Consider the following 24,860-nt stretch of genomic DNA (forward strand, 5'->3'; position numbering starts at 1 on the left):
GATTTTTGGCACGCTGTTGAGTTCTCAAGGAACGGACGCTTCCTTTGTACTCACCCTCTCGGGCTTTCCTCCGGGCGCTTCCCTTCGTGTTTCCAGCCTAGCAGATCCGATTTCCCGTTTCCGCCACCCGCTGGAGCGGGCTTCCGGGCCGTTCCTCCGCTTTCGCGAATTCCCTTTCCGGTGTTTCCGACTCTATCAGATCCTTTCGGGCCTGATTCCCAGTCAGAGGGGGTTCGCCTTCCCGGCCTCGCGGCCGTTCCGACGCTCAAACTCTAGCGGATTCCCCAGGCGGCTCATAATCGAGCCTTCGAAATGAATTTCGACATGCGAAATTCATCCCGGCTGGGAGTCGTTCGGAGTTTGGTTGCCGCAGTCTGCGGCGGGATGGTCACCACAGAACCGTTCCGGCTCCGTGACAACTCGAAGAACCTTACGGATCGCCCAGGGGCGTGTCAACCTGACCCCCGGCCCCTACTCCAGGTCGCTCAGTCGCCCGCCTGCGTCCGGCTGGGCGTGCTCCACCCGGCGAAGCAGACGGATCAGCATCTCGCCCAGCACGCCCCGCTCTTCGCTCGACAGGTCCTGGAGCAGCTCTTCCTCGAAGTCCGATGCCATGCGCATCGCTTCCAGCCACTTGGTACGGCCTTCGTCGGTCAGCTCGACGATGACGCGGACCCGGTTGTTCTCGTCGCGGTCGCGGGTGACAAGGCCGTCGCTCGCCATGCGGTCGATGCGGTGGGTCATGGCGGCCGGGGTGAGGCCGAGCCGCTTGGCGAGTTCACCCGGGCCGAGGCGGTAGGGCTCGCCGGAGAGGACGAGGGTCTTCAGGACCTCCCACTCGGCGTTGCTGATACCGAGGGCCGCGACCTGGCGCCCGTACGCGACGTTCATCCGGCGGTTGAGCCGGCCGAGGGCCGAGACGACCTGCTCGACCTGGGGGTCGAGGTCCTGGAACTCGCGCTGATACGCGGCGATCTGCTCGTCGAGGCTCGGCTCCTGCGCGAGCTGCTGGGTCTGCGGCGAGGCGTCCGGCGCTGTCTTCGTGGGGCTCTTCGCGCGGCCGGAACGGTCGGGGGTGTCGGGCATGGCGCCACTATCCCACGCATCCCGTTGGCATCTAAGTCCTTCGATGTGTATTGTTAAGGTTCTAACTTTAGCTTCGAAGTCTTCAGACTTCAGTCCTCCCGATTCCAACCAGACCGAGGCAGGTGAGTGTGACCAGGGTGAGGGGCGCCGCGATGCGGCGGATCCAGGCGGGGAACGCGCTGAGCGCGTTCGGGCTCGGCTTCACGGTTCCGTATCTCTATGTGTATGTGGCCCAGGTGCGCGGCCTCGGTGCGACGACGGCGGGGGCGGTGCTGGCCGTGTTCGCCATGGCCGCGCTCGTGGTGCTGCCCTTCACCGGGCGGGCCGTCGACCGCAGGGGCCCGCTCTCCGTCGTGGTCGTGGCCGCTCTGCTCGCGTCCGCCGGGGCGCTGAGCATGGGGCTGTCCGGGAGCGTGGCGATGGCCGTGCTGTCGGCGGCACTGCTCGGTGCGGGCACGGCCGTGATGCAGCCCGCGCTGGCCACGATGATCGTCTGGTGCTCCAGTCCGTCCGCACGTACCCGGGCCTTCGCCACACAGTTCTTCCTCCAGAACCTGGGACTCGGAGTCGGCGGACTGATCGGCGGCCAGATCGTGGACCAGAGCAGGCCCGGGAGCTTCACCCTGCTGTTCGCCATCGAGGCCGCGATGTTCGTCGTACTGGCCGGGCTGGCGGCGACCGTCCGGATGCCCGACTCACCGGCGATCCGTGACGCGATGCCGCAGAACACCGAGGGGAAGGCCAGGGGCGGGCTGCGTGCGCTGCTCGGACACCGGGCCATGGTGCAGCTGTGCGTTCTGGGCTTCGTGCTCTTCTTCGCCTGCTACGGGCAGTTCGAGTCGGGGCTCGCGGCCTACGGCACCGAGGCGGCCGGCATCGGCCCGGAGACACTGGGGTACGCCCTCGCCGCGAACACCGCGGTGATCGTGGTCGCGCAGTTCGTCGTACTGAAGTACGTCGAGCGTCGGCGGCGTAGCCGTGTGATCGCCGCAGTGGGTCTGCTCTGGGCGGTCGCCTGGCTGCTCGCCGGATACGCCGGGCTCGGGCACGGCAGCCAGGCGATGGCAGCCGCCGCGTTCATCTCGACGTACGGGCTCTTCGGGCTCGGCGAGGCGATGCTGTCGCCGACCGTGGCCCCGCTGGTCGCCGATCTGGCTCCGGAGTCGATGGTCGGGCAGTACAACTCCGCCTTCGCCCTGGTCAAGCAGCTCGCCCTGGCCGTGGGACCGGCCGTCGGCGGACCGATGGGGGCCGCACTGCACGGCCCGTACATCGTGACGTTCGTGTTCTTCTCACTCGGCATCACCGCGCTGGCCCTGCGCCTGGGCAAGCGGCTCACGCCCGTTCAGGACCAGCCGGCCCTCGCCGCGAAGTCCCGGATCGTGGCGCGGCGCAGGCCGCACCACGAGAGCCGGGAGAACGTCGGGGCCGTCGCCTAAGCGGGCTGTTCAGGCCGATCGGGAAGCGCGAACTCGCACCACACCGCTTTCCCGCCACCGGGAGTGCGTCGGCTGCCCCAGGACGAGGCGATCGTCGCGACGATGGAGATCCCGCGGCCGGCCTCGTCCTCCGATTCGGCCCGCCGTCTGCGCGGCAGGTTGTCGTCCCCGTCCGTCACCTCGATGGTCAGGCGCCGGTCGGTGCGGCGCAGCCGCAGCCGCATGGGCGGGGTGCCGTGCTGGAGAGAGTTGGCGACGAGCTCGCTGGCGGCGAGCACACCCAGATCGCACAGCTCGACCGGGAAGCGCCAGGAGGCGAGCACCCCGGAAGCGAAGGCGCGGGCACGGGGCGCCGCTTCGACGCCGCCGAGCAGCTCGAGGGCGGCGTTGTGGAAGAGCTCCGCGTCCGCTCCCGCACGGGCGGGGTGCTGGAGGACGAGCACGGCGACATCGTCGTCATGCTCCGCCGTCACCCCGAGGGAGCGGATCAGCCGGTCGCAGACCACCTGCGGACTGCCGCTCGCGCCCGCGAGCGCCTGCTCCAGGGCGGCCACGCCCTCGTCGATGTCCTCGCCACGGCGTTCGACGAGGCCGTCCGTGTAGAGGACGGCGAGTGAGCCGGGAGGCAGCGCGATCGTGCCGGATGTGTGGAGCCAGCCGCCCGTGCCGAGCGGGGGGCCCGTCGGTTCCTCGGCGCGGTGCACCACGCCGTCCGCGTCCCGTACGAGGATCGGCAGGTGCCCCGCCGACGCGTACACGAGTTGGCCCTCGTTGGGGTCGTGGACGGCGTACACGCAGGTGGCGATCTGGGTGGCGTCGATTTCCGATGCCAGTCCGTCCAGCAGTTGGAGCACCTCGTGCGGGGGCAGGTCGAGCCGGGCGTAGGCACGGACCGCGGTGCGCAGTTGTCCCATGACGGCGGCGGCTCGCACGCCACGGCCCATGACGTCCCCGATGACGAGGGCCGACCGGCCGGCGCCGAGGGTGATCACGTCGTACCAGTCGCCGCCGACCGCGGCATCCGTGCCGCCCGGGCGGTACTCGGCGGCGATCCGCAGGTCGTCCGGCTGTTCGAGCTCCTGCGGGAGCAGGGAGCGCTGGAGGGTGACCGCTGTTTCGCGGTGGCGGCGCTCGCTGGCGCGCAGCCGCTCGGCGGCCTCCGCGTGGTCGGTGACATCGGCCGCGAACACGAGCACACCGCTTTCAGCGCCGTCGCCTGCGGGGTCGGCTGGCATGCAGGTGATGGTGTACGAGCCTCCGCCTTGTACGCGGCGGGATTTCACCGTGCGCTGTTTGCCGCCGCGCAGCACCTGGTCCATCAGCGGCAGCAGCCCCAGCTCGACGAGCTCGGGGCAGGCCTCGGCGGCCGGGGCGCCGATGGGGCGGTGGCCGAAGGCGGCGGAATACGCGTCGTTGAGGTACGTGATGCGGTGCTCAGGGCCGTGCACGAGGGCGACGAGCGCGGGCAGGCGGCCGAGCAGTTCCCTTACGGCGAACTGCTCGAGCGTGGGTGTCCCGTGGGCGTCGGCGGGGCCGTCGGCGCTGCCGGCGCCGCTGGTCTCGTTGCTCTCGGCGCGCTCAGCTCGTTTGGCTGCGGTCGAGGCGGCCCTGGCGTCAGTGGCGTCAGAGTCCGGAGACGGCGGCTCGGGTCGCCGGTCGTACTCACCGCGGGCCGCTGGCACGGAGCCGCGGTCGATCCGCGCTGCCGCGCGACGCTGCGTACCGGGGAGCCGGGCGCTCCAACGCGTGAAGTTCACGGATTTTCAAGCCTCGCGTGTCTTGTGCTGATCGTCTCGGGTAGCAGCGTGGGGGGTGCTGTTCGTCGTGGGGCATCCCACCACGGGACGGGGCTCTCCGTTCAGTCGCGGCTCACGCGGGTCGCTCCGGTCACCCCATGCCCAGCGGGTGCCGGTGCGCCTATCGTCACACGCACAGTGTGGCCGACCGCACTGACAGGAGGGTCAATCCTCCGCGCGATCCTCACTCGTCAGTGGTTCCCGGCTACCCTTTGCCTCTCCTCCCTCACCCTCGGCTGGGCCCGTCCGCTTCTCCCCCCGGATCCTCCCGCGGCTCTGCCCTCGGCTCTTGCCGAGCGGAGGCGGATCCTCGTGACGACGGGTGAGGGGCCTGGACGGGACGGCGCCCGCGGCGAGTTCGAACTCGGCGCGTGGATGTTCGAGCGAGCCGAGCGAGACGATCTCCCTCTTGAAGAGCCCCGAAAGCGTCCACTCCGCCAGGATGCGGGCCTTACGGTTGAGCGTGGGCATCCGGCTGAGGTGGTACGCACGGTGCATCAGCCAGGCCGGGTACCCCTTGAGCTTGCGGCCGTAGATATGGGCTACGCCCTTGTGCAGCCCGAGTGAGGCGACGGAGCCGACGTAGGCGTGCGCGTACTCCTTGAGGGGCCGGCCGCGGAGCGAGGCGACGATGTTCTCCGCCAGCACCTTGGTCTGGCGGACGGCGTGCTGGGCGTTCGGAGCCGTCACCGTGCCGGGCACCGATGACGTGACATCGGGTACGGCGGCCGCGTCGCCGGCCGCCCAGGCGTGGTCGACGCCCTCGACGGTGAGCTGCGGGGTGCACTTGAGGCGGCCGTGTTCGTTGAGCGGCAGGTCTGTCGACGCCAGGACGGGCGCGGGCTTGACGCCCGCTGTCCACACGACCGTGCGGGTCGGGAACCGGCTGCCGTCGCTGAGGACGGCAACACGGTTCTCGCAGGAGTCGAGCCGTGTCTCCAGCCGTACGTCGATGTTGCGGCGGCGCAGCTCGCGCACGGTGTACGTGCCCATCTCCTCGCCGACCTCGGGGAGGATGCGGCTGCTCGCCTCGACCAGCACCCATTTCAGGTCGCCCGGCTTGATGTTGTGGTAGTAGCGCGTGGCGTAGCGGGCCATGTCCTCCAGCTCGCCGAGTGCTTCGACGCCCGCGAAGCCGCCGCCGACGACCATGAAGGTGAGGGCGGCGTCGCGCAGGGCCGGTTCCCGGGTGGAGGACGCGATGTCCATCTGCTCGATGACGTGATTGCGCAGGCCGATGGCCTCCTCGACCGTCTTGAAGCCGATGCCGTAGCTGGCGAGGCCGGGGACGGGGAGGGTGCGCGAGATCGAACCGGGGGCGATGATCAGCTCGTCGTAGCCGATCTCGATCGGGCCCGTCCCCTCGTCGTCCGCGGCGAGGGTGGTGACGGTCGCGGTGTGCTTGGCATGGTCGACGGACCTGGCCTCGCCGATGACGATCGTGCATCGCTCCAGAACGCGGCGGAGCGGGACGACGACATGGCGCGGTGAGATGTTCCCGGCGGCAGCCTCGGGGAGGAAGGGCTGGTAGGTCATGTACGGCTCGTGCGTGACGACGAGGATCTCGACCTCCCCGCGGCTCAGCTCGCCCTTGAGTCTCTTCTGGAGGCGGAGCGCGGTGTACATCCCCACGTAGCCTCCGCCGACGACGAGGATGCGTGTGCGCGGCGAAGTGCCGGGGGTCGTGTCCCGGGTGTATGCAGCCTTCACCATCCCATGACGCAACGGCGACACGAGTTTGTCCACAGGCTCGTCAAATTGTGTGACCGGAGATCCTGGCCGGGCATCGCCGGTCCGATTTGCGCCTGTAGGGGAAAATGCCCAGGTCAGCATGGGCGGCGGGGGTAGTGAGAGCGGGGGGAATCGGGAACGTTCCGGCCCTTGCTCCGATCGGGGGGCACACCGTGCGGAAGAGGCCCTTCTGAATTGACCCCGACTCAACTATGTTCGTACTTCGTCGGGGCGACAGGACAGTGACTGGTCCCATTCACCCCGACTGTCAGGGGAGGGGAGTCTCCGGGGGGAGACGACATCATTACCGGGGGATCAGATATGCATATTCAGGACGCGCATTGGCAGACCGCTGTCGCTTCCGACAGCAGCGGACGCACCGTGACAGGACCGGTCGCCGGCCTGGGGTCGAGCACGGGGACAAGCGCGGGGACGATGACCGCGGCGGGAGCCGCCGGTACCGCGGGGGGCCTCACCGGCTCCCTGGCCGGGGGTGGCGCGGGAGCGAGGCGCGGGGCGCCTCTGCGGGTGGATGCCCAGCGCAATCTGGAGCACGTGCTGCGCGCCGCTCGCGAGGTGTTCGGCGAGCTGGGGTACGGGGCGCCGATGGAGGACGTGGCGCGCCGGGCACGGGTCGGTGTGGGCACGGTCTACCGCCGCTTCCCGAGCAAGGACGTGCTGGTGCGGCGGATAGCCGAGGAGGAGACCTCCCGGCTCACCGAGCAGGCGCGTGCCGCGCTCGGGCAGGAGGAGGAGCCGTGGTCGGCACTCTCCCGGTTCCTTCGGACCTCGGTCGCCTCGGGTGCGGGCCGGCTACTGCCGCCGCATGTGCTGCGGGTCGGTGTGGACGTGGACGACTCGACGGTCGTCCCCGAGGTCATGGGCGCAGGCGGGCAGGACGCCCGGCAGGAGGACCGCGAGCAGGCGGGTAGCGGGGCCGTCGGGTTGAGGGTGCCGCAGCAGCGGCAGAGCTTCGAGAGCCACGACGGGCACGCCGATCCGCGTGCGGCGGCCGGAGTGCGGCAGACGACGGGTCAGCAGGCGGCCGATCCGGACGACGCCGGTGCCGGTGAGCTGCTGGAGGTCGTGGGGCAGCTGGTGGATCGCGCGCGAGCCGCGGGTGAGCTGAGGAGCGACGTCACCGTGGCCGATGTGCTGCTGGTGATAGCCACGGCCGCGCCGTCGCTGCCGGACGCGGCTCAGCAGGCGGCGGCTTCCGCACGGTTGCTGGACATCCTGCTGGAGGGACTTCGCTCGCGGCCGATGTGACGGGTGGCGTCCCCGCCCCAATTCACCCCTGATCCGTCACGCTAATCCACCCGGATGGGTGGATGTCCGATGGCTGAGTTCTGACCGTGGTCGTTCTCTGGCACTCTGAGCCGATGTTCGGGTTATGGGGTGTATGGGGGCTTCCTCGATGAGTGTTGACGGTCGCGACGAACCACTCGGCGGTATGAACGGGCCGGGGGCGGGTCGACCGCGCCATGGACACATCCCGAGCCAGGGCGGGCCGGGTCGCCCGCGAGCGGCCGACCCGGCCGACGCGGGCAGGCACACGCGAAAGGCCGACTCCGCAGTGCCACCGCAGCGCGGTGCTCGGACGGGTGCCGGTGCGGGCGGGGCCGGGGGGACGGCGTCGGGCATCGGCCTGCCGCCGTCCGACGCCGAGCTGCTCCAGCGGCTGAGGGACAGCGGGGTCAACGGCAGGGGCGACCTCAGCGCGTACGACGAACTGTTCCGCCGCCACTCGAAAGCGGTGCGCCGCTACGCCCGCACCTGCTGCCGCGACGAGCACACGGCCGAGGACCTGACCGCCGAGGTGTTCGCACGCACCCTGCACGCGGTACGGGTCGGAGCAGGGCCCGAGCACGCGGTGCGGGCGTATCTGCTGACCGCCGTGCGCAGGGTGGCGGCCGACTGGGCGAGGTCGACGAAACGGGAACAGCTGGTCGCCGATTTCGCCGACTTCGTCGAATCCGCCGTCCTCGCCTCCCCGGCCGCTCATCCTTCGCATACCCCGGTGCCCGGTCCGCTGGCGCCGCTCGCCCCGGGCGCGGACGTGCGGGCGATGCAGGCGGCCGAGCAGTCGCTGGCCATGCGGGCCTTCCGCTCGTTGCCCGAGCGCTGGCAGGCCGTGCTCTGGCATACGGCCGTCGAAGAGGAGTCGCCGGGTGCGGTGGCACCGCTCTTCGGGCTGAGCGCCAACGCCACAGCCGTACTCGCCAGCCGGGCCCGCGAAGGCCTCCGGCAGGCGTACCTCCAGGCACATGTGAGTACCGCGCTCACCGCCGGCGGGGACTGCGCTCAGTACGCCGACCGCCTGGGGGCGTATGCCAGGGGCCGGCTGCGGATGCGGGCGGAGCGCGGGCTGCGCAAGCATCTGGAGGAGTGCTCCCGATGCCGGCTCGCTGCGGGTGAGCTGGAGCAGGTCAACGCGGGGATTCCGGCTGTGGTGCCGGTCGCGGTCATCGGCTGGCTCGCCACCGGCTACTCGCTGAAGGCTGCCGGGATCGTGGCCGGCGGCGTGGCGGGGGCCGGTGTCATCGGTGGCGCGGCCGGAGGCAGCACGGCAGGCGGGGCTTCCGGGGCCGGGGCGTCCGGTGCCTCTGGTATCTCCGGTACGGCTGGAAGCGCCGCGGTGGCGGAGGGGCTTGCCGCTCCGGTGAGAGTCGGGGTGCTGGCGGTCGCGGCGGGTGCCGCCGCGACCGCGGCGCTCGTATGGGCGCTGTCCTCCTCCTTCTCCGGGCCCCGTCCGGACGCCCTGCCGGAGCCGGAGGCGAAGCCGCCCGCCGCGCAGCCCGTCGTGCCCGAGGCCATCGGCCCGTCCCGGATCCCGGAGCGGCCTGCCGCGGCCGAAGCACCGCTCCCCTCGCAGGAGCCGACGCCCGGGCCTGCCGCACGGCACGAGCCCGCCACCGTTCCAGGGCCGACGGCCACGACCTCCGCTCCCGGGCCCACCGCCCCGCCGAAGGCCGAACCGACGCCGGCGCCGACGCCGACGCCGACGACCGCCACCCCGGCTCCACCGGCACCGCCGGCTCCGGAACCGGCGGTCTACCACGTCAACCGACTGGCGTACCGGACGTTCGGGCCTCATACAGAACCGGAGATCCGGGTGGGCACGGGCAGCTGGCTGTGGCAGCGCTGGGGCATGTCGATCGACGGCGCCCGGTACGGACACGGCATCTCCGTCCGCGCCCGTTCGTCCGTCGCCATCGACCTCAACCGCTCGTGCGACACCTTCGAGGCCTTGGCGGGCATCGACGACGCGACCCTCGCAGGAGGCTCGGTGCGCTTCTCCGTATACGGAGACGGTGCGCGACTGTGGCAGTCGCCAGCGCTGCGCCGGGGTGATGCCGCGGTGCCGGTGAGCATCGGCATCGCCGGGCACGGCACGGTCCAACTGGTGGTGGAGCCTCAGTCACTGGTGGGTTCGGTGGCGGTGGCGGACTGGGCGCTGGCGCGGATCAGCTGCCCCTAAGCCGTGACCGCGTACCGTGCCCAGGGCCTGCCGTGTCCTGAGCGTGCCTAGGCCGTGGGCGCGCCGGTCGGCACGGCAGCGTCCAGCGCCTCGATGGCCTCGTCGAGGCTGAGCCGCGCCCCCGCCGCCTGCTCGGCCGCGAACGCCTCGCCGCCGAGACTCGCCCGAGCCCGGCTCTCGACAGCGTCCGTCATCCGGAGTTCGTACACCGAGCGGGGACACTCGCCCCGCCAGGTACCGGCCGCCGCGACGAGCCGCATCGCGAGCCGGTCCTCACCAAGCAGCGGAAGCACCGTCGCGGCGCTCTCCGCGAGATGGGCGACGACGAGCTCCGCGCACTGGGCGTCCCGGCCCTTGCGCAGGGCCGCGGCAAGTGCCCGCGCTCCGTCGCCGACGCCGTCCGTGCGGCGTTCCTGAACGAGGACACGCGCATCGATCGCGTCGAGGACTGCCGCGAACTGCGGGGGCGGTGTGCCCCTTGCGCACGCTCCCTGTGCCGCGTTCACGTGTTCCCTGGCCTGGTCGATCTCGCCGCGGTCCAGGGCGATCATCGCGCGCATGAAGTCGATGTACCCCAGGGCGTCCTGGACGTTGTGGCGCACGGCTTCGTCCACGGCCGTGTCCAGACCCTTCTCCGCCGCGTCCGTGTCTCCGGTGCGGAGATCCAGATCGGCGAGCCGCGCGAGCAGCAACGGGGCCTCCGCATGGGCACCGACCTCCCGGGCGAGCTGAAGCGCCTCGATGAAGGCGGCCCGCGCGTCCTCGGACCTGCCGCGCATCATGCTCGTCTCGGCGACGGCGCTCGCCACCTGGGCACGGATCCAGCGGTCCCCGACCCTGCGGCTGATCGCCCGCAGCTCGGCAAGGTCGTCGTCGATGGAGGCGAAGCCCCCGCGGTGGTCGATGGCCAGATGGGTACGGAACATCAGGATGACGGCGGTCTCCCACTCCCCGCCATGGCGCCGGCAGTTGCGGACGGCCGCGTCGAGGATCGGCAGGATGCCGTCGGGCCCGTCGATGAGATAGCCGAGGAACGGCCACATCAGACCGGGGAGGCGGGCGGCCACAGGGCCGCCGTCGGCGAAGGCGCGCCGCAGTCGGCGCATGATGCGCTGGGCCTCCGCGTCTTCGCGGACGTCGTCCTCCGAGCGCTCGTCGAAGCCCAGGAAGAGGTGGAGCATGTGCAGCTCCATCCGGGGCCAGTAGCGGGGATCGCCGGGGTCGTCGGGATCACCGGCCGGGCCGGGGTGGAGGGCGATCGTGCGTTCGACCCAGGCGAGTCCTTCGGGACGGTAGTTGCGCAGCCACCAGAACCAGCCCATCGCCATGACGAGACGGATCGCGTACGGCTCGTCCCCGCCGTCACCGTCCTCGCCTCCGTCCCCCGTGGCACGGTGGAGTGCGGCACGGATGTTGTCGAGATCGCTCTCCAGTCGGCGGATCCACGGGAGCTGTCGTGCCGACCTCAGTTCCGGGTCGGCCCGCTCGGCCAGCGCCGTGAAGTGCGCGGTGTGGGCTCGTACGGCCGCCGCGCGGAGCTCCGCCGTCTCGGCGGCGCGTTCCACGGCGTACTCGTGGATGGTCTCCAGCAGCCGGAAGCGCATCTGGCCGGTGCCGTCGGGAGCCACCGTGACCAGGGACTTGTCCACCAGGGCGCCGAGCAGCGCCGGGGCGTCCGGGGTTCCCGTGACCGCCTCGGCGGCGGCCAGGTCCCAGCCGCCGGCGAACACGGACACCTGGCGCAGCACCGTGCGCTCGGTCTCGTCCAGCAGCTCCCAGGACCAGTCGACCACGGCGCGCAGGGTCTGCTGGCGGGGCATGACCGTCCGGCTGCCGCTGGTCAGCAGCCGGAAGCGGTCGTCGAGGCGGTCGGCGATCTGACGCGGTGTGAGCAGCCGCAGCCGGGCGGCGGCCAGTTCGACGGCCAGCGGCAGACCGTCGAGACGGCGGCAGATCTCACCGGCCGCCGCCGGGTCGTCCTCCAGGCGGAAGCGGGGGTTGGCGGCGGTGCCGCGGTCGGCGAGCAGATGGAGGGCCGAGGTGTGGGACAGCGAGTCCACCGGGCGTACGGTCTCGCCCGGGACGCCCAGTGGCTCACGGCTGGTGGCGAGGATGCGCAGCCGGGGGCAGTGGGTGAGCAGGGTCTCGGCGAGCGCCGCGGCGGCGTCGATCACGTGTTCACAGTTGTCGAGGATGAGCAGCAGGCCGCGGTGTGCGAGGTGTTCGACAAGCTGGGCGGCGGGGTCGTCGTGGGGCGCCTGGCCCTCCCGGGTGATCAGGTTGGTCTCGCGCAGGCCCAGGGCGGAGAGCACGGCTCCGGGTACGGCGGACGGGTGGTCCAGTGGGGCGAGTTCGGCGAGCCAGGCGGGGGCGGGCGGGCCGGCGGCCGGGGCGGCGGCTTCCTCGGCGAGACGGGTCTTGCCCGCGCCTCCGGGGCCGACGAGGGTGACGAGACGTGACCGGGTCAGCTCGGCACGGATCGCCGCGAGCTCGGATTCACGGCCGACGAACGAAGTGAGCCGGGGGCGGAGATTACCTCTGGCTTCCGGCTCCGGAACAGCGGCCGGTATCGCCCGTACCCCTTTCAGCAGCTGCTCGTACAGTGCGATCAGCTCCGGACCCGGGTCCGTGCCGAGGCCGTCGGACAGGATGCGACGGGCGTCCTCGTACGCGGTGAGGGCGTCGGCATGCCGGCCATCGGCCCGCAGGGCGCGGATGAGCTGGGCGCGGAGGGTCTCGTCGTAGGGATGCGCCGAGGTCAGTTCCTCGAGCTCGGGAACGAGGCCTCTGGTGTCCCCGCACCTCAGATCGGCCTCGACGCGGTGCCGTACGGCGGCTAGCCGCTGGGCCTCGGGGCGCACGCCCGGGTTCTCGCCCGGCAGGTCCGCGAGTGCACGGCCCCGCCACAGGGCGAGGGCCTCGCGGAACGTGGCGGCCGCGGCGGCGGGTTCGCCCGCGTCGAGCCGCGCGGTGCCGGTGCGTACGAGGCGCTCGAACACGTACAGGTCGATGTCGTCGGGGTCCGCGGCGAGGCGGTATCCACCCGGGGTCGACTCCACGGCGTCCTTGCCGAGGACTCGTCTCAGCCGTCCGACGAGTGCTTGCAGGGCGGCGGGGGCGTCGTGCGGCGGGTCCCCGCGCCCGTCCTCGTCCCATACGTCCCCGACGAGCTCCCCTACGGAAGCGACCCGCCCGCCCCGCAACGCCAGCGCCGCGAGCAGCGCGCGGAGCCTGGGGCCGCCGAGTGGGAGGGCGTGACCGTGGGGGTCGAGAGCTTCGGTGACGCCGAGGATGAGATACCGCACGGAGCCATTCTCCCGAAGCATGCGTGGGGGTACCTCACCTTTTCCCCGCACCGGAGTGGTCGTCGGTGCCTCCCGGCACTGGAACATCGAAGATCCGGTCCCCGCGGTGCGGGTGCTCCGACGCGCCCGCCCTACGCCCGGAGGCTTCGCACCACCGCGCCGACCGCCCTTCTCCGGGGCCCTTCGGTGTCCGTCCAGCAGGTGCCGCGGCGGGCCAGCAGACGGCGCAGCCACAGTTCGGTGGAGACCAGGTCGGCGAGGCCGTCCAGGGGGACCGGTTCACCCTCGGATGCCGCGCGCAGCGCCTTGCGGACCACCCGTGCCTCGACCAGGCCCGCGTCGGCGAGGAGCGGGGTGTCGAAGAGGGCGAGCAGTTCGGGCAGGGCGAGCCGCAGGCCGGTACGCGTTGCGGCGGTCGCCGCCGCCTGGGAGGGGGCGCCCCAGCCGGGGGGCAGGTCATGGACGCCCGCACCCGCGAGGACGGACCGCAGCACCGCCGCCCGGGCACCGGGCTGGACCCGCAGTGCCTCGGGCAGGTCGCGGGCCGCCCGGACGACCTGGTTGTCCAGAAAGGGCGCGTGCAGCCGCTGGCTTCGTACCTCCGCGGCCTGTTCCAGCACGCGGTGGTCCATCGCGTGGCGGGCCAGCGCCGCCCGGGCTCGCGCCTCGCCCGGCCGCTGCACCAGGGTCGCGCGGGTCGCCGCCGCCTGGAGGCGAACCGATACTTCGGTGAGCGCCTCCCCGGTGAGCCAGCGCGCCGCAGGCCCGGGCCGTGACCAGGCGAGCGCGGCAAGCGACGCGCCCAGCGGTCCGTTCACCAGGGGTGTCGCGGCCCGGTTCGCCGTGGGCAGGTGCGCCGCGGCGGACTCGAGCCCGGCCCTGTAGGGCGTACGGGCCAGCCGTCTGGCCGCGCGGTAGACGGTGAGCGGCACCAGCAGCGCCCCGCCCGGCGTGCCCTGGGCCCGGGCCAGTGCCGATACGGGCTTGAGCAGCGGTCTGCGCCGGCGGTCCATCAGGAGGTCGGCGAGCCGTGCCGGGTGGGCGTCCAGGACCTGACGCGCGCCGAAGCCCGTGAACTGGTCGGCGCTGCCCGCTCCGAGCCGTCGGCGGTGCCGTTCCGCCAGCACCAGGGACGGTCCCGGCTCGTCGGTGAGCGGCCCGGACTCCAGGTCGGCGTAGGGCAGCGCTTCCACGCCCGCGGCGACGACGACATGGTGCAGCCGGGGGTTCTCCGCGAGCAGCCTGGCCCGTTCGAGCTCGGCCTCCTGACCGTCCCCGGCGGCCAGGTCGTTGAAGGTCACGGCGAGCAGCCGCTCGCCCGCTCCGGTGCCGTGGCCCAGTACCGTGCCGGGCACTCCGGGCAGCCCTGCCGCGAGCAGGGCCAGGGTCGCCGAAGCGCTGCCGCCCGACAGGTCCGCTCCTATCCCGGGTACGGGTGCGCCGCGGGCCGCGCGCCGTTCGGCCGGGCCCATGCCGGGAACGGGGCCGGGGTCGGGCGGCAGGGTCATCGGGGCGTGCCGGGGGGCGGTGAGCCTGGCCCGTACGGCGTCCACGAGGGCGTCCCGCATCCCGTCCATGGCACGGCCGGCCTCGAGTTGGGGCGCGGCGATGGCGAGCGAGGCGACCGGTTCGTAGCCGGTGATCTCGCGCGAGCCCTCCCTGAGGATCAGCGCGTGGCCGGGCGGGACACGCTTCACCCCCGCGTAGGGGGTGGAGTCGCGCAGCGCCTCGGGAGTCTCGGGGCAGGCGAGCAGTGCGGCGAGGTAGCCGATGTCGAGCTGGGCCTCGATCAGATCGGCGAGGGGCAGTCCCGCGGTGGCGTAGGCGGTACCGCTTGCCCAGGGCGTGTAGAACACGGGCCGTGCGCCGGCCAGATCACTCGCAAGGGTGATACGCCGGCCGACCTGCACCACCGCGGTGTAGCTGCCGGGCCAGGCGGTGAGGTGCCGCAGCGCCCCGCCCCGTGCCGCGAGGAGCCCCACCCGGAGCTCTTCGTCGCTGGCGCCGCAGCAGCCGAACACGGCGAGGCGGTTGCCGTCTGCGGTGACCACGCGGACCTCGTCGGGCCGCCAGTCGCCGACGGCCCAGAGGGGATCGGGGTCACCCCACAGCAGCTGTGCGCCCACGGGGTGGACGGTGCGGTGCCCGTCGCCATGGTGTCCACCGGGGTCTGCCGTTCCGAGCGCACCGAATCTCGCGGCGATACTGCTCCAGCCGACCAGCCACCGCATCGCGCCTCCACAGCCTGTGGACCACCGTCACGCTCGGCAAACGCCGATACACGCGGACACACACATCGATGAGGACATGCTGCCACGACAAACGGCGCACAGGAGGGGCTCCGGGTCGCGTACGCAAAAAGTGAACGCGCCCCCGGCATAGGCGTCGTGGGCGACGAGCCGGAGGGGCGGCATTCGGCCAATCTCCGAACACCCGGAAACCGAACGCCAGTCCGGGGGTATGGGGTTGGTACGCACGGTCCGGGAGACGTCCTCCGCCTCCCGGACCGGTCCGCCGCCCGCGGGGAATTGAAGCGGCGGTGTCCCCCAGCCCACCGGATCCCTGTGCCAGTGGGCCGACCCACGCAGGACTCATCGAAGCGCCAGGGCCACGCCCGGACGAGAGCGCACGGACGGGCGCACAGCCACACGGCGGGAGCACGGTGCGGCGGGATCGCATGCCCGCGCCCGGCCGCGGAGCTGAACCGGACCTGAACCCGAACCCACAATAATCTCGCCATACGGGACACCACCTCTTAACGGTCGGGATCCGGCGAACTACGCTGTGTGGCACTGCTGTTCTCCGCAGGGGTGCATATTCCACCGGTGGATGCCGTACCTCAGGGGGAGAGCGCGGTACGCATGCCGTGCGCGCCCGGCCGGGTGCCATCGGCGGCCGTCTGTGTGTCGAGGGGTGGCGCATGTCCAGGGAGCAACGCGGGCCGAATGACAAGCTCGGCACCGTTCTCGCCCTCGCGGGAATCAGCAACGCGGGCCTCGCCCGACGTGTCAACGACCTTGGTGCGCAGCGCGGCCTGACGCTGCGCTATGACAAGACGTCGGTGGCCAGGTGGGTGTCGAAGGGCATGGTGCCCCAGGGCGCCGCGCCCCATCTCATCGCCGCCGCCATCGGACAGAAGCTGGGCCGCCCTGTTCCGCTGCACGAGATCGGCCTCGCCGACGCCGACCCGGCCCCCGAGGTCGGACTCGCCTTCCCGCGTGACGTCGGCGAGGCGGTGAAGACGGCCACCGAGCTCTACCGGCTCGACCTGGCCGGACGGCGGGCGGGCGGCGGGATCTGGCAGTCGCTGGCCGGATCGTTCGCGGTGAGCGCATACGCCACCCCCGCCTCCCGCTGGCTGATCACCCCCGCCGACCCCTCGGTCGAGCGGGACGTGGGACGCGCACGGGACGGGGAGCGCGCCGCCGGCGGTGGCCCGCAGGGCGGGCCGCCGGAGGGCACAGGCGCGGCCGACGAAGGCCTCGACGGAAGTGAGGGCCACGTACGGGTCGGCCACGCCGATGTCACCAAGCTCCGCGAGGCCGCGGAGGACGCACGCCGCTGGGACTCCAAGTACGGCGGCGGGGACTGGCGTTCCTCGATGGTCCCCGAATGCCTGCGGGTCGACGCCGCACCGCTGCTGCTGGGTTCGTACTCGGACGAGGTCGGCCGGGCCCTTTTCGGGGCGACCGCCGAGCTGACCCGGCTGGCCGGCTGGATGGCCTTCGACACGGGCCAGCAGGAAGCGGCGCAGCGCTACTACATCCAGGCACTGCGACTGGCAAGAGCCGCCGCGGACGTGCCGCTCGGCGGGTATGTGCTGGCGTCGATGTCCCTCCAGGCGACCTACCGGGGCTTCGCCGACGAAGGCGTCGACCTGGCGCAGGCGGCGGTGGAGCGCAACCGCGGCCTTGCCACCGCGCGGACGATGAGCTTCTTCCGGCTGGTGGAGGCCCGGGCGCACGCCAAGGCGAGCGACGCGACGGCGGCCGGTGCCGCCCTGAGGGCGGCGGAGAGCTGGCTGGAGCGTGCCCGCCCTGGTGACACGGACCCGTCATGGCTCGGCTTCTATTCCTACGACCGCTTCGCCGCCGACGCCGCCGAGTGCTACCGCGATCTGAAGGCGCCCCGTCAGGTACGCCGCTTCACCGAGCAGGCGCTGTCCCGGCCCACGGACGAGTTCGTACGGTCGCACGGACTGCGGCTGGTGGTGAGCGCCGTCGCCGAGCTGGAGTCGGGCAATCTGGACGCGGCGTGCGCGGCGGGGACCCGGGCCGTGGAGGTCGCGGGGCGAATCTCCTCGGCGCGGACGACCGAGTACGTGAGGGACCTGCTGCACCGGCTGGAGCCCTACGGCGACGAGCCGCGCGTCGCGGAGCTGAGGGAACGGGCACGGCCGCTGTTGATGGCACCGGCGTAAGCGCCCCCATCCACGTGATCAACAGCACCCCGCCCGGACCTCCGACCCGGTTTGACGCCGCTGTCAGTGGGCCAAGGCATCATCTGGGTGGAGGTGTGGGATGACTGCGGCGTACGAACACGGCTATGACTACGACTACGACTGTGACGTTCTGGTGGTCGGTGGCGGGATCGTCGGTCTCTCGACGGCGTACGCCCTGGCGCGCTCGGCACCCGGCACCTCGGTGACCGTGCTGGAGAAGGAGTCCGGCCCCGCCCGGCACCAGACTGGGCGCAACAGCGGGGTGATCCACAGCGGTATCTACTACCGGCCCGGATCACTCAAGGCACGCTTCGCCGTCCGGGGGGCGGCGGAGATGGTGAAGTTCTGCGCGGAGTACGGGATCCCTCACGAGGTCACCGGCAAGCTGATCGTCGCCACGGACCGCGACGAGCTGCCCCGGCTGCACGCCCTGGTCCAGCGCGGCAGGGAGAACGGGATTCCGGTGCACGAGCTCGGCCCCGCGCAGATGGCGGAGTACGAGCCCGAGGTGCGCGGGGTCGCGGCGATCCATGTCGGCACGACGGGCGTGTGCGACTTCGGCGCGGTCGCCGCGCAGCTCGCCGAGGTGGCGGGCGCGTCGGGCACCCGGATCCACTACGGCGAGGAGGTCCGGGCCGTCGACCGGCGGCCTTGGGGCGTGGCCGTGCGCACCTCGACCGGGCGGACCGTCCGGGCGAAGGTGCTGGTGAACACGGCAGGGCTGCACTGCGACGAGGTGGCCCGGCTGGCCGGCGACGACCCCGGGATGCGGATCGTGCCCTTCCGCGGTGAGTACTACGAGCTGACCAGACCCGACCTGGTGCGCGGGCTGGTGTATCCGGTGCCGGACCCGGCGTTCCCCTTCCTCGGGGTCCATCTCACCCGGGGCATCGACGGCGGCGTGCATGTCGGGCCGAACGCGGTGCCGGCGCTGGCGCGCGAGGGATACGACTGGGGCACGGTCCGTCCGCGTGAGCTCGCCGCCACGATCGGCTGGCCCGGCACCTGGCGGATAGCCCGCCGCCACTGGCGTTACGGCGCGGGCGAGCTGCACCGCTCGCTGTCGAAGCGCGCCTTCGCGGAGGCGGTCGGGCGACTGCTTCCCGCGGTGACCCAGGACGATCTGCGGCCCGTCGCCGCGGGCGTGCGAGCCCAGGCGGTGCTGCGGGACGGCACGCTGGTGGACGACTTCCTCATCCGGCAGGCCCCGCGCACGGTGCACATCCTGAACGCCCCGTCCCCGGCGGCGACCGCGTCGCTGCCGATCGGCCGCGAGGTGGCACGCCGGGCGCTGGCCCTGCTGCCCTGAGAGGCCGGGTCCCCGCGGCGGCCGTCCGCACGGTGACGCCCGCAGGGATCCGTATACCTCAGATGGCGGTATACCGGACAGCCGTACAATCGGGGCATTGTGTCTGAGCTCGAGAACGTCACCACGCAGAGTGCCCCCGCGCCGGCCGGGGCACGTGTCGTCGCGCCCCGCCCCAAGGGCGAACCGCGGTTTCCGGGCGGCCCGGCCGCTGATCCGGCCGGTTCGCACCACGAGCGCCGGATCCGCAGCTTCCAGCCGCGCCGCAGCCGGGTGACCACGGGACAGGGCGACGCGCTGCGCAGGCTGTGGCCCGCCTGGGGACTGGACATCGACGGGCTGCGGCGCCTCCACCTCGGACAGATGTTCGACGGCCTGCCGGTCGTCCTGGAGATCGGATTCGGGATGGGCGAGGCGACCGCGCAGATGGCGGCGGCCGACCCGGGCACCGGCATCCTCGCCGTCGACGTGCACACCCCGGGGCAGGGGAATCTGCTCGGTCTCGCCGAGCGCGCGGGCCTGACCAATGTCCGTGTGGCCAATGGCGATGCGATCATCCTGCTGCGCGAGATGCTCGCCCCCGACGCTCTCGACGGACTGCGGGTCTACTTCCCCGACCCCTGGCCCAAGAAGCGCCACCACAAGCGACGGCTGATCCAGCCGGACTTCCTGACGCTCGCCGCCACCCGGCTGAAGCCCGGCGCGGTGCTGCACTGCGCCACGGACTGGGAGCCGTATGCCGAGCAGATGCTCGAGGTCCTCTCGGCACACCCCGACTTCGAGAACACCCAGGACGACGGCGGCTACGCTCCCCGGCCCGCATTCCGGCCGCTGACCCGGTTCGAAGGCCAGGGCCTCAAGAAGGGGCATCTGGTCCACGACCTGCTGTTCCGCCGCAAGGCCGGGTAGTTCGGGGTCGCGTACCGGCCCGCAGGGTCACGCACCCGCCCGCCAGGGCCGGTGGCACACGCCGCGAGCCGGTTGAACGCCCCGCGCCGAACGTGCGCGGTAACACGTCCGGATTGCCGGATAACGCATCGCGGCTGTCAGTGGTGGTCGTTAGGGTCGTCTGGTGTCCGACCGGAGCAGGCAGCCGTACCCCACGGCGCCCCACCCCGCCATCCCGGCGTGCGACGAGCAGCTGCTCTTCGACGCCGTGCCGGAGCCTGCACGCTGGCGTTACAAACCGAGCCGGGCCTTCTGGCGCAGCGCGGCGGTGCGGGCCTGGACCGTGATCACCCTGCTCGCGCTGTGCGGGCTGGTCATCCTGGCACTGGTGCGCGAGCAGACCGGCACGGAAGGCTTCCTGGTGGGCCTCGCCCTTGCACTGCTGCCGGTGCCGCTGCTGATGGCGGCCTTCCGCTGGCTGGACCGTGTCGAGCCGGGGCCCTGGCGGAATCTCCTCTTCGCCTTCGCCTGGGGAGCCTGCGCCGCCGCGCTCATCGCGATCATCGCCAACTCCTTCGCGACCCAGTGGATAGCGACCGCCACGGCCGATCCGACATCGGCGGACACGATCGGCGCCACGATCATCGCGCCGGTCGTGGAGGAAAGCGCCAAGGCGGCTTCCGTGCTGCTCATCTTCCTGTTCCGCAGAAAGGACTTCACGGGAGTCGTCGACGGGGTCGTCGTGGCCGGGTTCACCGCGACCGGCTTCGCCTTCACCGAGAACGTCCTCTATCTCGGCAACGCCTTCCTGGAGGACCAGGAGTTCGGCCGCTCGGGATTCTCGTCCGGCACGGCGGCGACGTTCGTCGTACGGATCGTGATGTCGCCGTTCGCCCATCCGCTCTTCACCGTGCTGACCGGTATCGGCTTCGGTGCCGCCGCGCTCACCGCCCGGCGCCGGAAGCTGCACAGGGCCGGGCTACCGCTGCTGGGCCTGATCCTGGCGATCGGCATGCACGCGCTGTGGAACGGCTCGGCGGTGTTCGGGCCCTGGGGCTTCTACCTCGTGTACGGAGTCGTCATGGTGCCGGCCTTCGCACTGCTCACCTGGCTCGCGGTCTGGAGCAGGCAGCGCGAGCTGCGCACGATCGCGTCCCAGCTTCCCGCGTACGCCGAGGCAGGCTGGCTCTCCCCCGCCGAGCCGCTCGCCCTGTCCTCGATGCGGGCGCGCACACTGGCCCGCGACACGGCGGCGCGCATACACGGGAGCGCGGCGGCCCGTGCCGTTTCCGAGTACGAGACGTTCGCGACCTCGCTGGCCTTTCTGCGGCACCAGGCGCACCGGGGCACGGCAGGGCCCGACTTCGTCGCGCGTGAGCAGGAGCTGCTGCATCACCTCTGGCAGCGCAAGCATGTCGCGACACCGGCTCTGACCTATGCGGCGAGGGCGACGGGGCGCGCCCGGATACCTCCGCCGCACCGGGACTACGAGGACTACAACCCCTACCGGCACTAGGGCGTCAGCTCTTGCGACTCGGGGTCAGACGCTCAGGCCCTTGTCCCGCAGCCAGGCGGCCGGATCCACACCTTCGCCGGACGGGGTGTGCACCTCCAGGTGCAGATGCGGCCCGGTGACATTGCCGGTCGCACCGACGCGTCCGATGGTGTCGCCCGTGCCGACCTCCTGGCCGGCGCCGACGGTCATCGACGACAGGTGGCAGTACCAGACCTCGGAGCCGTCCTCGAGCTCCAGCACCACGCGGTAGCCGTACGCGCCCGACCAGCCCGCGGACTTGACGGTCCCTCCGTGCACGGCCTTCGCCGGGGTGCCGGTGGGGGCCGCGAAGTCGAGACCGGTGTGGTAGCCGGACGACCACATGGAGCCGGCCTCGCCGAAGGTGGAGGTGAGGGTGTACGAGGACGTGGGCAGTGAGTAGCTCGCGGCGAGCTCGGCGAGCCGGGCGGCCTCAGCGGCCTCCTCCGCCTTGCGCTGGACCTCGGCGGCCTTGGCCTCCGCCTCCGTCTGCTGCTTCTTCGCCTCGGCCGCGGCGCTCTCCGCGGCGGCCTTCTCGGCAGCCGCCCGCGCCTCCGCCTCGACCTTGGCCTGCTGCTGCTCGGCCTGCTGGAGGATCCGGGCGCGCAGCGCCTCGCCCGCGGTGCCCTGCTGGGCGCTGACCGGCTCTGCGGTGTCAGTGGTGGTGGCGAGGGACATCGCGGTGAGCGGTGCGCCCGCCGCATCGTCCGCGCCCTGTTCGTCGGAGCCGTCGCCCGATATCAGGGAGCCCACGCCGGGCAGTGACTCGGCGTCCGGGAGGTTGTCCGCGATGGTGTCGGGCAGTGAGATGGAGACGGCCGGCTTGTCCTGCGCGGTGGCGATGCCGCCCGCGCCGACGGCTGCGATCACGCCGACACCGAGCACGGTGGAGCTCCGGGCGAGGCCGCCCCGCTGCTTGACGACACGGTGCCTGCCGCGGACCGGCCGGACGGACTCCTCCGTCGGGTTCCACTCCTCCGCCCCGTCGGAAGCGATCCACTCGGCGGTCGGGACCCACTCGGTGGTGGGAATCCCCTGGAGGGCAGGCTCGTTGGACGCCACGGAGGCGTGCTCCTTTCCTTCCTTCTCGCCTACCGGGTTAGCTGACGGGTTCGGAGCAGGAAGGTCTCCTACGGGCACACGAAGTACCCGATTCACCCCAAGTGGTGGTTCCCCGGTTCCCTTGCGGGATTCGGCGCGTGCGCACGGTGCCGTCTCTTGCGACGACTGGGACAACCGCGCTGCGTTATCGAACGTTAATAGACGCCGAGGCTCTATTCCAAGCCGTTCCACTTGATCATTAACGATTTTCGGCCTGGACGTACCGCCCGCTAGGTGGGTGAATCGGGCGAGTTGACCGCCCCTCACGCCACATTGTTCACCGTTGAATATCTGACGATTCGTCACATACTCCGGGCGGGGCAGACCTCAGGGCACCACCGGCAGCGTCCTGCGCCTCGCCGGCTGCCGCACACCCGGCCTGCCGACCGCCAGCAGCGCCATGTCGTCCGTGAGCCCGCCGCCCGTGTGCCGCCGTACATCGGCGACGACCGTGTCCAGCAGCTCGTCCGGCCCGGGAAAGACATGGCCCCCGAGCCGCGCCTGCGGATCGTAGAAGGTCCCGTGCCGATCGCGGGCCTCGGAAAGCCCGTCCGTATAGAGGAGCAGCGTCGCCCCCGGCGGAAACGGCGCGTCGTCCGCGCGGTCCGGCCAGCGGGCGAGATCCCCCATGCCGAGCGGCAGCGCGTCCTGGCTCGGCTCCAGCATGTCGAGCGCGCCGTCCGCGTACAGCACGATGGGCGGCGGATGGCCCCGGTTGACGATCCGGACGCGACCACCGTCGTGCGGGATCTCCGCCAGGACCGCCGTGGTGAACCCCTCGACCTCGTCGAGTCCGTGCGCCCGAGTGTGCTCCCGGGCCAGCGCCCGTTCCAGACGCTGCGCGATCGTCTCCAGCGAGGACTCCTCATCGGCCACCTCGCGGAACGCCCCGAGCAGCACCGCCACCGTCGCGACCGCGTCCAGCCCCTTGCCGCGGACGTCCCCGACCACCAGACGGACACCGAACACGGTGTCCTGGACGGCGTAGAGATCCCCGCCGATGAACGCGTCCGCCTGCGCCGCTTCGTAGCGCGCGGCCACATGCAGCCCGCCGATCCGCTCGGCGGGCTCGGGCAGCACAGCGAGCTGCGCCGCCTCGGCGATGACTCGGGCGGAGGCGAGCCGCTCACCGCTGCGGCGGAGTACGCGGTTGATGTAGAGGGCGACGACCGACACCGTCAGCACGGTGAAGACCTCGGTGGCCGGCGGCACCTGGCCCACCGTGCCGTTGTAGACGTTCAGCCCCAGCACGGTGAGCACGCTGACGACCATGGCGACCACGGTGCCGCGCCATGTGTAGAAGGGGGCGGCGAGCAGCGGAGCGGCGGCGAAGAGCGGCGAGGCGCGGTACGCCTCCGGGGTGAACAGGTCGAAGACCACACCGGCGATGATCATCAGCCAGGGCAGCAGCAGCACGAGGACACGGCCGCCGGTGTTGCGCCGGAATCCCTCGTCGCCGCCGTACTGTGCCAAGACTGCTCTCCTGCCCGGTCCGCCCGCGGCCGCGGACGAAAACCGCGTCCCACCCAGGCTGGCCGCAGCCGCACCGGGGGGCGAGTCGCCGTCGGCCAACCGGACTACGGCGCGGGGAAGGCGTGGTCACCACCAGGGGATGGTCACCAGGGGGCCCTCCTGGTGACCGTACCGCAGGGGCGGTACGTACGCGGGTCGGCTGAGCGGTCTCAGTCGTCGCTCAGGTGGCGCTCCGCGTACACCTTCATCGCGTCACGCACGAACTCCGCCGTGCCCTCCGCGTACCGGTCGTAGTTCTTCGCGAAGCGCGGATCGGCGACGTACATCTCGCCGAGCCCGATGACGTACGACTTCGTCGGTGTGACCGTCACCGCCAGCCACTCGACGTGGCGCCCCGCGATCGCCTGCGCCTCCTCGCCGTCCACGGCGAGACCGCGCTCGCGGGCCCGCGCGAAGTCACGGGCGATCGCGACCTGACGGTCCTGGAAGTCCTTCTTCTCCTCGTGGCTCAGTGAGCGCCACCAGCCGTCCCCCTTCTCATAGGCGTCCCGGCCCCAGCGCTCGGTCACCTCCTGCTCGTACCGGGTGTGATCGAAGCCGTCGAAGACTTCCTCCGCCATGAGTGCTTCTCCCTTCTCCGTGCGGTCGAGAGTGGTCCGCACCGAGGCGATCTGCCGCACGATGCGCTCCTGCTCCTGCTCGAGCAGTCTCAGATGCGTACGCAGTGCGGCAGCCGTGTCCCTCTGCCCCGCCAGGACGTCCGCGATCGCGGGCAGCCCGAGGCCGAGCTCACGCAGCAGCAGGATCCGCTGGAGTACGACCAGGGCGTCCTGGTCGTAGTAGCGGTAGCCGTTGCTGCCGATACGGCTCGGCACCAGCAGGCCCAGCTCCCCGTAGTGCCGGAGGGTGCGGCTCGTGGTGCCGGCCTTCTTGGCGATGTCCTGGATCGACCACTCCATGACCTTCACGGTAGAAGTTGACGCTACGTAAAGGTCAAGTGCCTATCCCGACGGCCGAGCTCGTATCGCGGCGGCATGTGCGGAACGTGCGGAACGTACCGGCGGCCGCATGCACTGAGGGCCCGGATCCAGCTGATGCTGGATCCGGGCCCTCAGTTTGAGTAGCGGGGACAGGATTTGAACCTGCGACCTCTGGGTTATGAGCCCAGCGAGCTACCGAGCTGCTCCACCCCGCGTCGGTGAACACCACTCTACGCTATGCGGAGCAAGATCCAAACCACTTTCCCGTCAGAACCGGGGCGGGGCCGGAATCCGTACGG

Annotated in this window: 15 protein-coding genes, 1 tRNA gene and 1 riboswitch; of the genes, 7 read left to right on the forward strand and 9 right to left on the reverse strand. The window is 71.7% G+C overall.

Annotated elements, in window-relative coordinates:
* Nucleotides 1-471: 471 nt before the first annotated feature.
* Nucleotides 472-1,086 (reverse strand): MarR family transcriptional regulator, encoded by a 615-nt coding sequence (locus tag ABZ532_RS09845; RefSeq protein WP_361280811.1) that lies wholly within the window; start codon nucleotides 1,084-1,086, stop codon nucleotides 472-474.
* 128 nt (nucleotides 1,087-1,214) lie between these two features.
* Here ABZ532_RS09845 and ABZ532_RS09850 point away from each other — a divergent pair, with 128 nt between their 5' ends.
* On the forward strand, nucleotides 1,215-2,525 hold the full coding sequence (locus ABZ532_RS09850) for an MFS transporter (RefSeq protein ID WP_361280812.1): 1,311 nt from the start codon (nucleotides 1,215-1,217) through the stop codon (nucleotides 2,523-2,525).
* Here the strand turns inward: ABZ532_RS09850 and ABZ532_RS09855 are convergent.
* Entirely contained in the window at nucleotides 2,522-4,282 is a 1,761-nt protein-coding gene (locus ABZ532_RS09855) for a SpoIIE family protein phosphatase (protein ID WP_361280813.1), read from the reverse strand. The genes ABZ532_RS09850 and ABZ532_RS09855 overlap by 4 nt on opposite strands.
* Nucleotides 4,283-4,486: 204 nt before the next feature.
* The gene (locus ABZ532_RS09860) at nucleotides 4,487-6,034 is read right to left on the reverse strand and encodes an NAD(P)/FAD-dependent oxidoreductase (RefSeq protein ID WP_361280814.1); all 1,548 of its coding nucleotides are present in this window, start codon (nucleotides 6,032-6,034) and stop codon (nucleotides 4,487-4,489) included.
* Nucleotides 6,035-6,373: 339 nt separating this feature from the next.
* Here ABZ532_RS09860 and ABZ532_RS09865 point away from each other — a divergent pair, with 339 nt between their 5' ends.
* Nucleotides 6,374-7,321 carry a helix-turn-helix domain-containing protein gene (locus tag ABZ532_RS09865; protein WP_361280815.1) on the forward strand — a complete coding sequence of 316 codons (948 nt, stop codon included), beginning with the start codon at nucleotides 6,374-6,376 and terminating at the stop codon, nucleotides 7,319-7,321.
* Between the two features lie 148 nt (nucleotides 7,322-7,469).
* Nucleotides 7,470-9,533, forward strand: coding sequence for a sigma-70 family RNA polymerase sigma factor (locus ABZ532_RS09870; protein WP_361280816.1), 2,064 nt, complete (start codon nucleotides 7,470-7,472; stop codon nucleotides 9,531-9,533).
* A 47-nt stretch (nucleotides 9,534-9,580) separates the two neighbouring features.
* On the opposite strand, the gene ABZ532_RS09875 is transcribed toward ABZ532_RS09870, so the two are convergent.
* Both ABZ532_RS09875 and ABZ532_RS09880 read right to left on the reverse strand, forming a co-directional pair.
* On the reverse strand, nucleotides 9,581-12,838 hold the full coding sequence (locus ABZ532_RS09875; RefSeq protein ID WP_361280817.1) for a BTAD domain-containing putative transcriptional regulator: 3,258 nt from the start codon (nucleotides 12,836-12,838) through the stop codon (nucleotides 9,581-9,583).
* 131 nt (nucleotides 12,839-12,969) lie between these two features.
* Nucleotides 12,970-15,069, reverse strand: a complete 2,100-nt coding sequence (locus ABZ532_RS09880; protein WP_361280818.1) for an asparagine synthase-related protein — start codon at nucleotides 15,067-15,069, stop codon at nucleotides 12,970-12,972.
* 689 nt (nucleotides 15,070-15,758) lie between these two features.
* Between ABZ532_RS09880 and ABZ532_RS09885 the strand changes: the two genes are divergently transcribed.
* The 4 genes from ABZ532_RS09885 to ABZ532_RS09900 all read left to right on the forward strand — a co-directional run bounded on the left by ABZ532_RS09885 (nucleotide 15,759) and on the right by ABZ532_RS09900 (nucleotide 20,989).
* Nucleotides 15,759-17,258: a hypothetical protein gene (locus tag ABZ532_RS09885; protein WP_361280820.1), complete on the forward strand. Its 1,500-nt coding sequence runs from the start codon at nucleotides 15,759-15,761 to the stop codon at nucleotides 17,256-17,258.
* Between the two features lie 100 nt (nucleotides 17,259-17,358).
* The gene (gene lhgO / locus ABZ532_RS09890; protein ID WP_361280821.1) at nucleotides 17,359-18,588 is read left to right on the forward strand and encodes an L-2-hydroxyglutarate oxidase; all 1,230 of its coding nucleotides are present in this window, start codon (nucleotides 17,359-17,361) and stop codon (nucleotides 18,586-18,588) included.
* A 99-nt stretch (nucleotides 18,589-18,687) separates the two neighbouring features.
* Nucleotides 18,688-19,494, forward strand: coding sequence for a tRNA (guanosine(46)-N7)-methyltransferase TrmB (trmB, locus tag ABZ532_RS09895; RefSeq protein WP_361280822.1), 807 nt, complete (start codon nucleotides 18,688-18,690; stop codon nucleotides 19,492-19,494).
* 163 nt (nucleotides 19,495-19,657) lie between these two features.
* Nucleotides 19,658-20,989: a PrsW family intramembrane metalloprotease gene (locus ABZ532_RS09900; RefSeq protein WP_361280823.1), complete on the forward strand. Its 1,332-nt coding sequence runs from the start codon at nucleotides 19,658-19,660 to the stop codon at nucleotides 20,987-20,989.
* A 24-nt stretch (nucleotides 20,990-21,013) separates the two neighbouring features.
* Here the strand turns inward: ABZ532_RS09900 and ABZ532_RS09905 are convergent, their stop codons facing one another.
* The 4 genes from ABZ532_RS09905 to ABZ532_RS09920 form a co-directional block, all read right to left on the reverse strand.
* Nucleotides 21,014-22,039 carry a M23 family metallopeptidase gene (locus ABZ532_RS09905; protein WP_361281136.1) on the reverse strand — a complete coding sequence of 342 codons (1,026 nt, stop codon included), beginning with the start codon at nucleotides 22,037-22,039 and terminating at the stop codon, nucleotides 21,014-21,016.
* A 41-nt stretch (nucleotides 22,040-22,080) separates the two neighbouring features.
* Nucleotides 22,081-22,215, reverse strand: a riboswitch (cyclic di-AMP (ydaO/yuaA leader).
* Between the two features lie 220 nt (nucleotides 22,216-22,435).
* The gene (locus tag ABZ532_RS09910) at nucleotides 22,436-23,581 is read right to left on the reverse strand and encodes a PP2C family protein-serine/threonine phosphatase (protein WP_361280825.1); all 1,146 of its coding nucleotides are present in this window, start codon (nucleotides 23,579-23,581) and stop codon (nucleotides 22,436-22,438) included.
* Nucleotides 23,582-23,790: 209 nt separating this feature from the next.
* Nucleotides 23,791-24,540, reverse strand: coding sequence for a MerR family transcriptional regulator (locus tag ABZ532_RS09915; RefSeq protein WP_361280826.1), 750 nt, complete (start codon nucleotides 24,538-24,540; stop codon nucleotides 23,791-23,793).
* Nucleotides 24,541-24,702: 162 nt separating this feature from the next.
* Nucleotides 24,703-24,776 (reverse strand) — tRNA-Met (locus tag ABZ532_RS09920).
* Nucleotides 24,777-24,860: the final 84 nt, after the last annotated feature.

The sequence above is a fragment of the Streptomyces sp. NPDC019396 genome, assembly GCF_040632375.1.
Taxonomy (GTDB): domain Bacteria; phylum Actinomycetota; class Actinomycetes; order Streptomycetales; family Streptomycetaceae; genus Streptomyces.

Excerpts from the sequence above, each read along its gene's own strand:
- ABZ532_RS09865 (WP_361280815.1), top strand. The coding sequence starts at position 6,374 with ATGCATATTCAGGACGCGCATTGGCAGACCGCTGTCGCTTCCGACAGC.
- ABZ532_RS09860 (WP_361280814.1), bottom strand. The coding sequence starts at position 6,034 with ATGGTGAAGGCTGCATACACCCGGGACACGACCCCCGGCACTTCGCCG.
- ABZ532_RS09880 (WP_361280818.1), bottom strand. The coding sequence starts at position 15,069 with ATGCGGTGGCTGGTCGGCTGGAGCAGTATCGCCGCGAGATTCGGTGCG.
- lhgO (WP_361280821.1), top strand. The coding sequence starts at position 17,359 with ATGACTGCGGCGTACGAACACGGCTATGACTACGACTACGACTGTGAC.
- ABZ532_RS09885 (WP_361280820.1), top strand. The coding sequence starts at position 15,759 with ATGTCCAGGGAGCAACGCGGGCCGAATGACAAGCTCGGCACCGTTCTC.
- ABZ532_RS09845 (WP_361280811.1), bottom strand. The coding sequence starts at position 1,086 with ATGCCCGACACCCCCGACCGTTCCGGCCGCGCGAAGAGCCCCACGAAG.
- ABZ532_RS09870 (WP_361280816.1), top strand. The coding sequence starts at position 7,470 with ATGAGTGTTGACGGTCGCGACGAACCACTCGGCGGTATGAACGGGCCG.
- ABZ532_RS09915 (WP_361280826.1), bottom strand. The coding sequence starts at position 24,540 with ATGGAGTGGTCGATCCAGGACATCGCCAAGAAGGCCGGCACCACGAGC.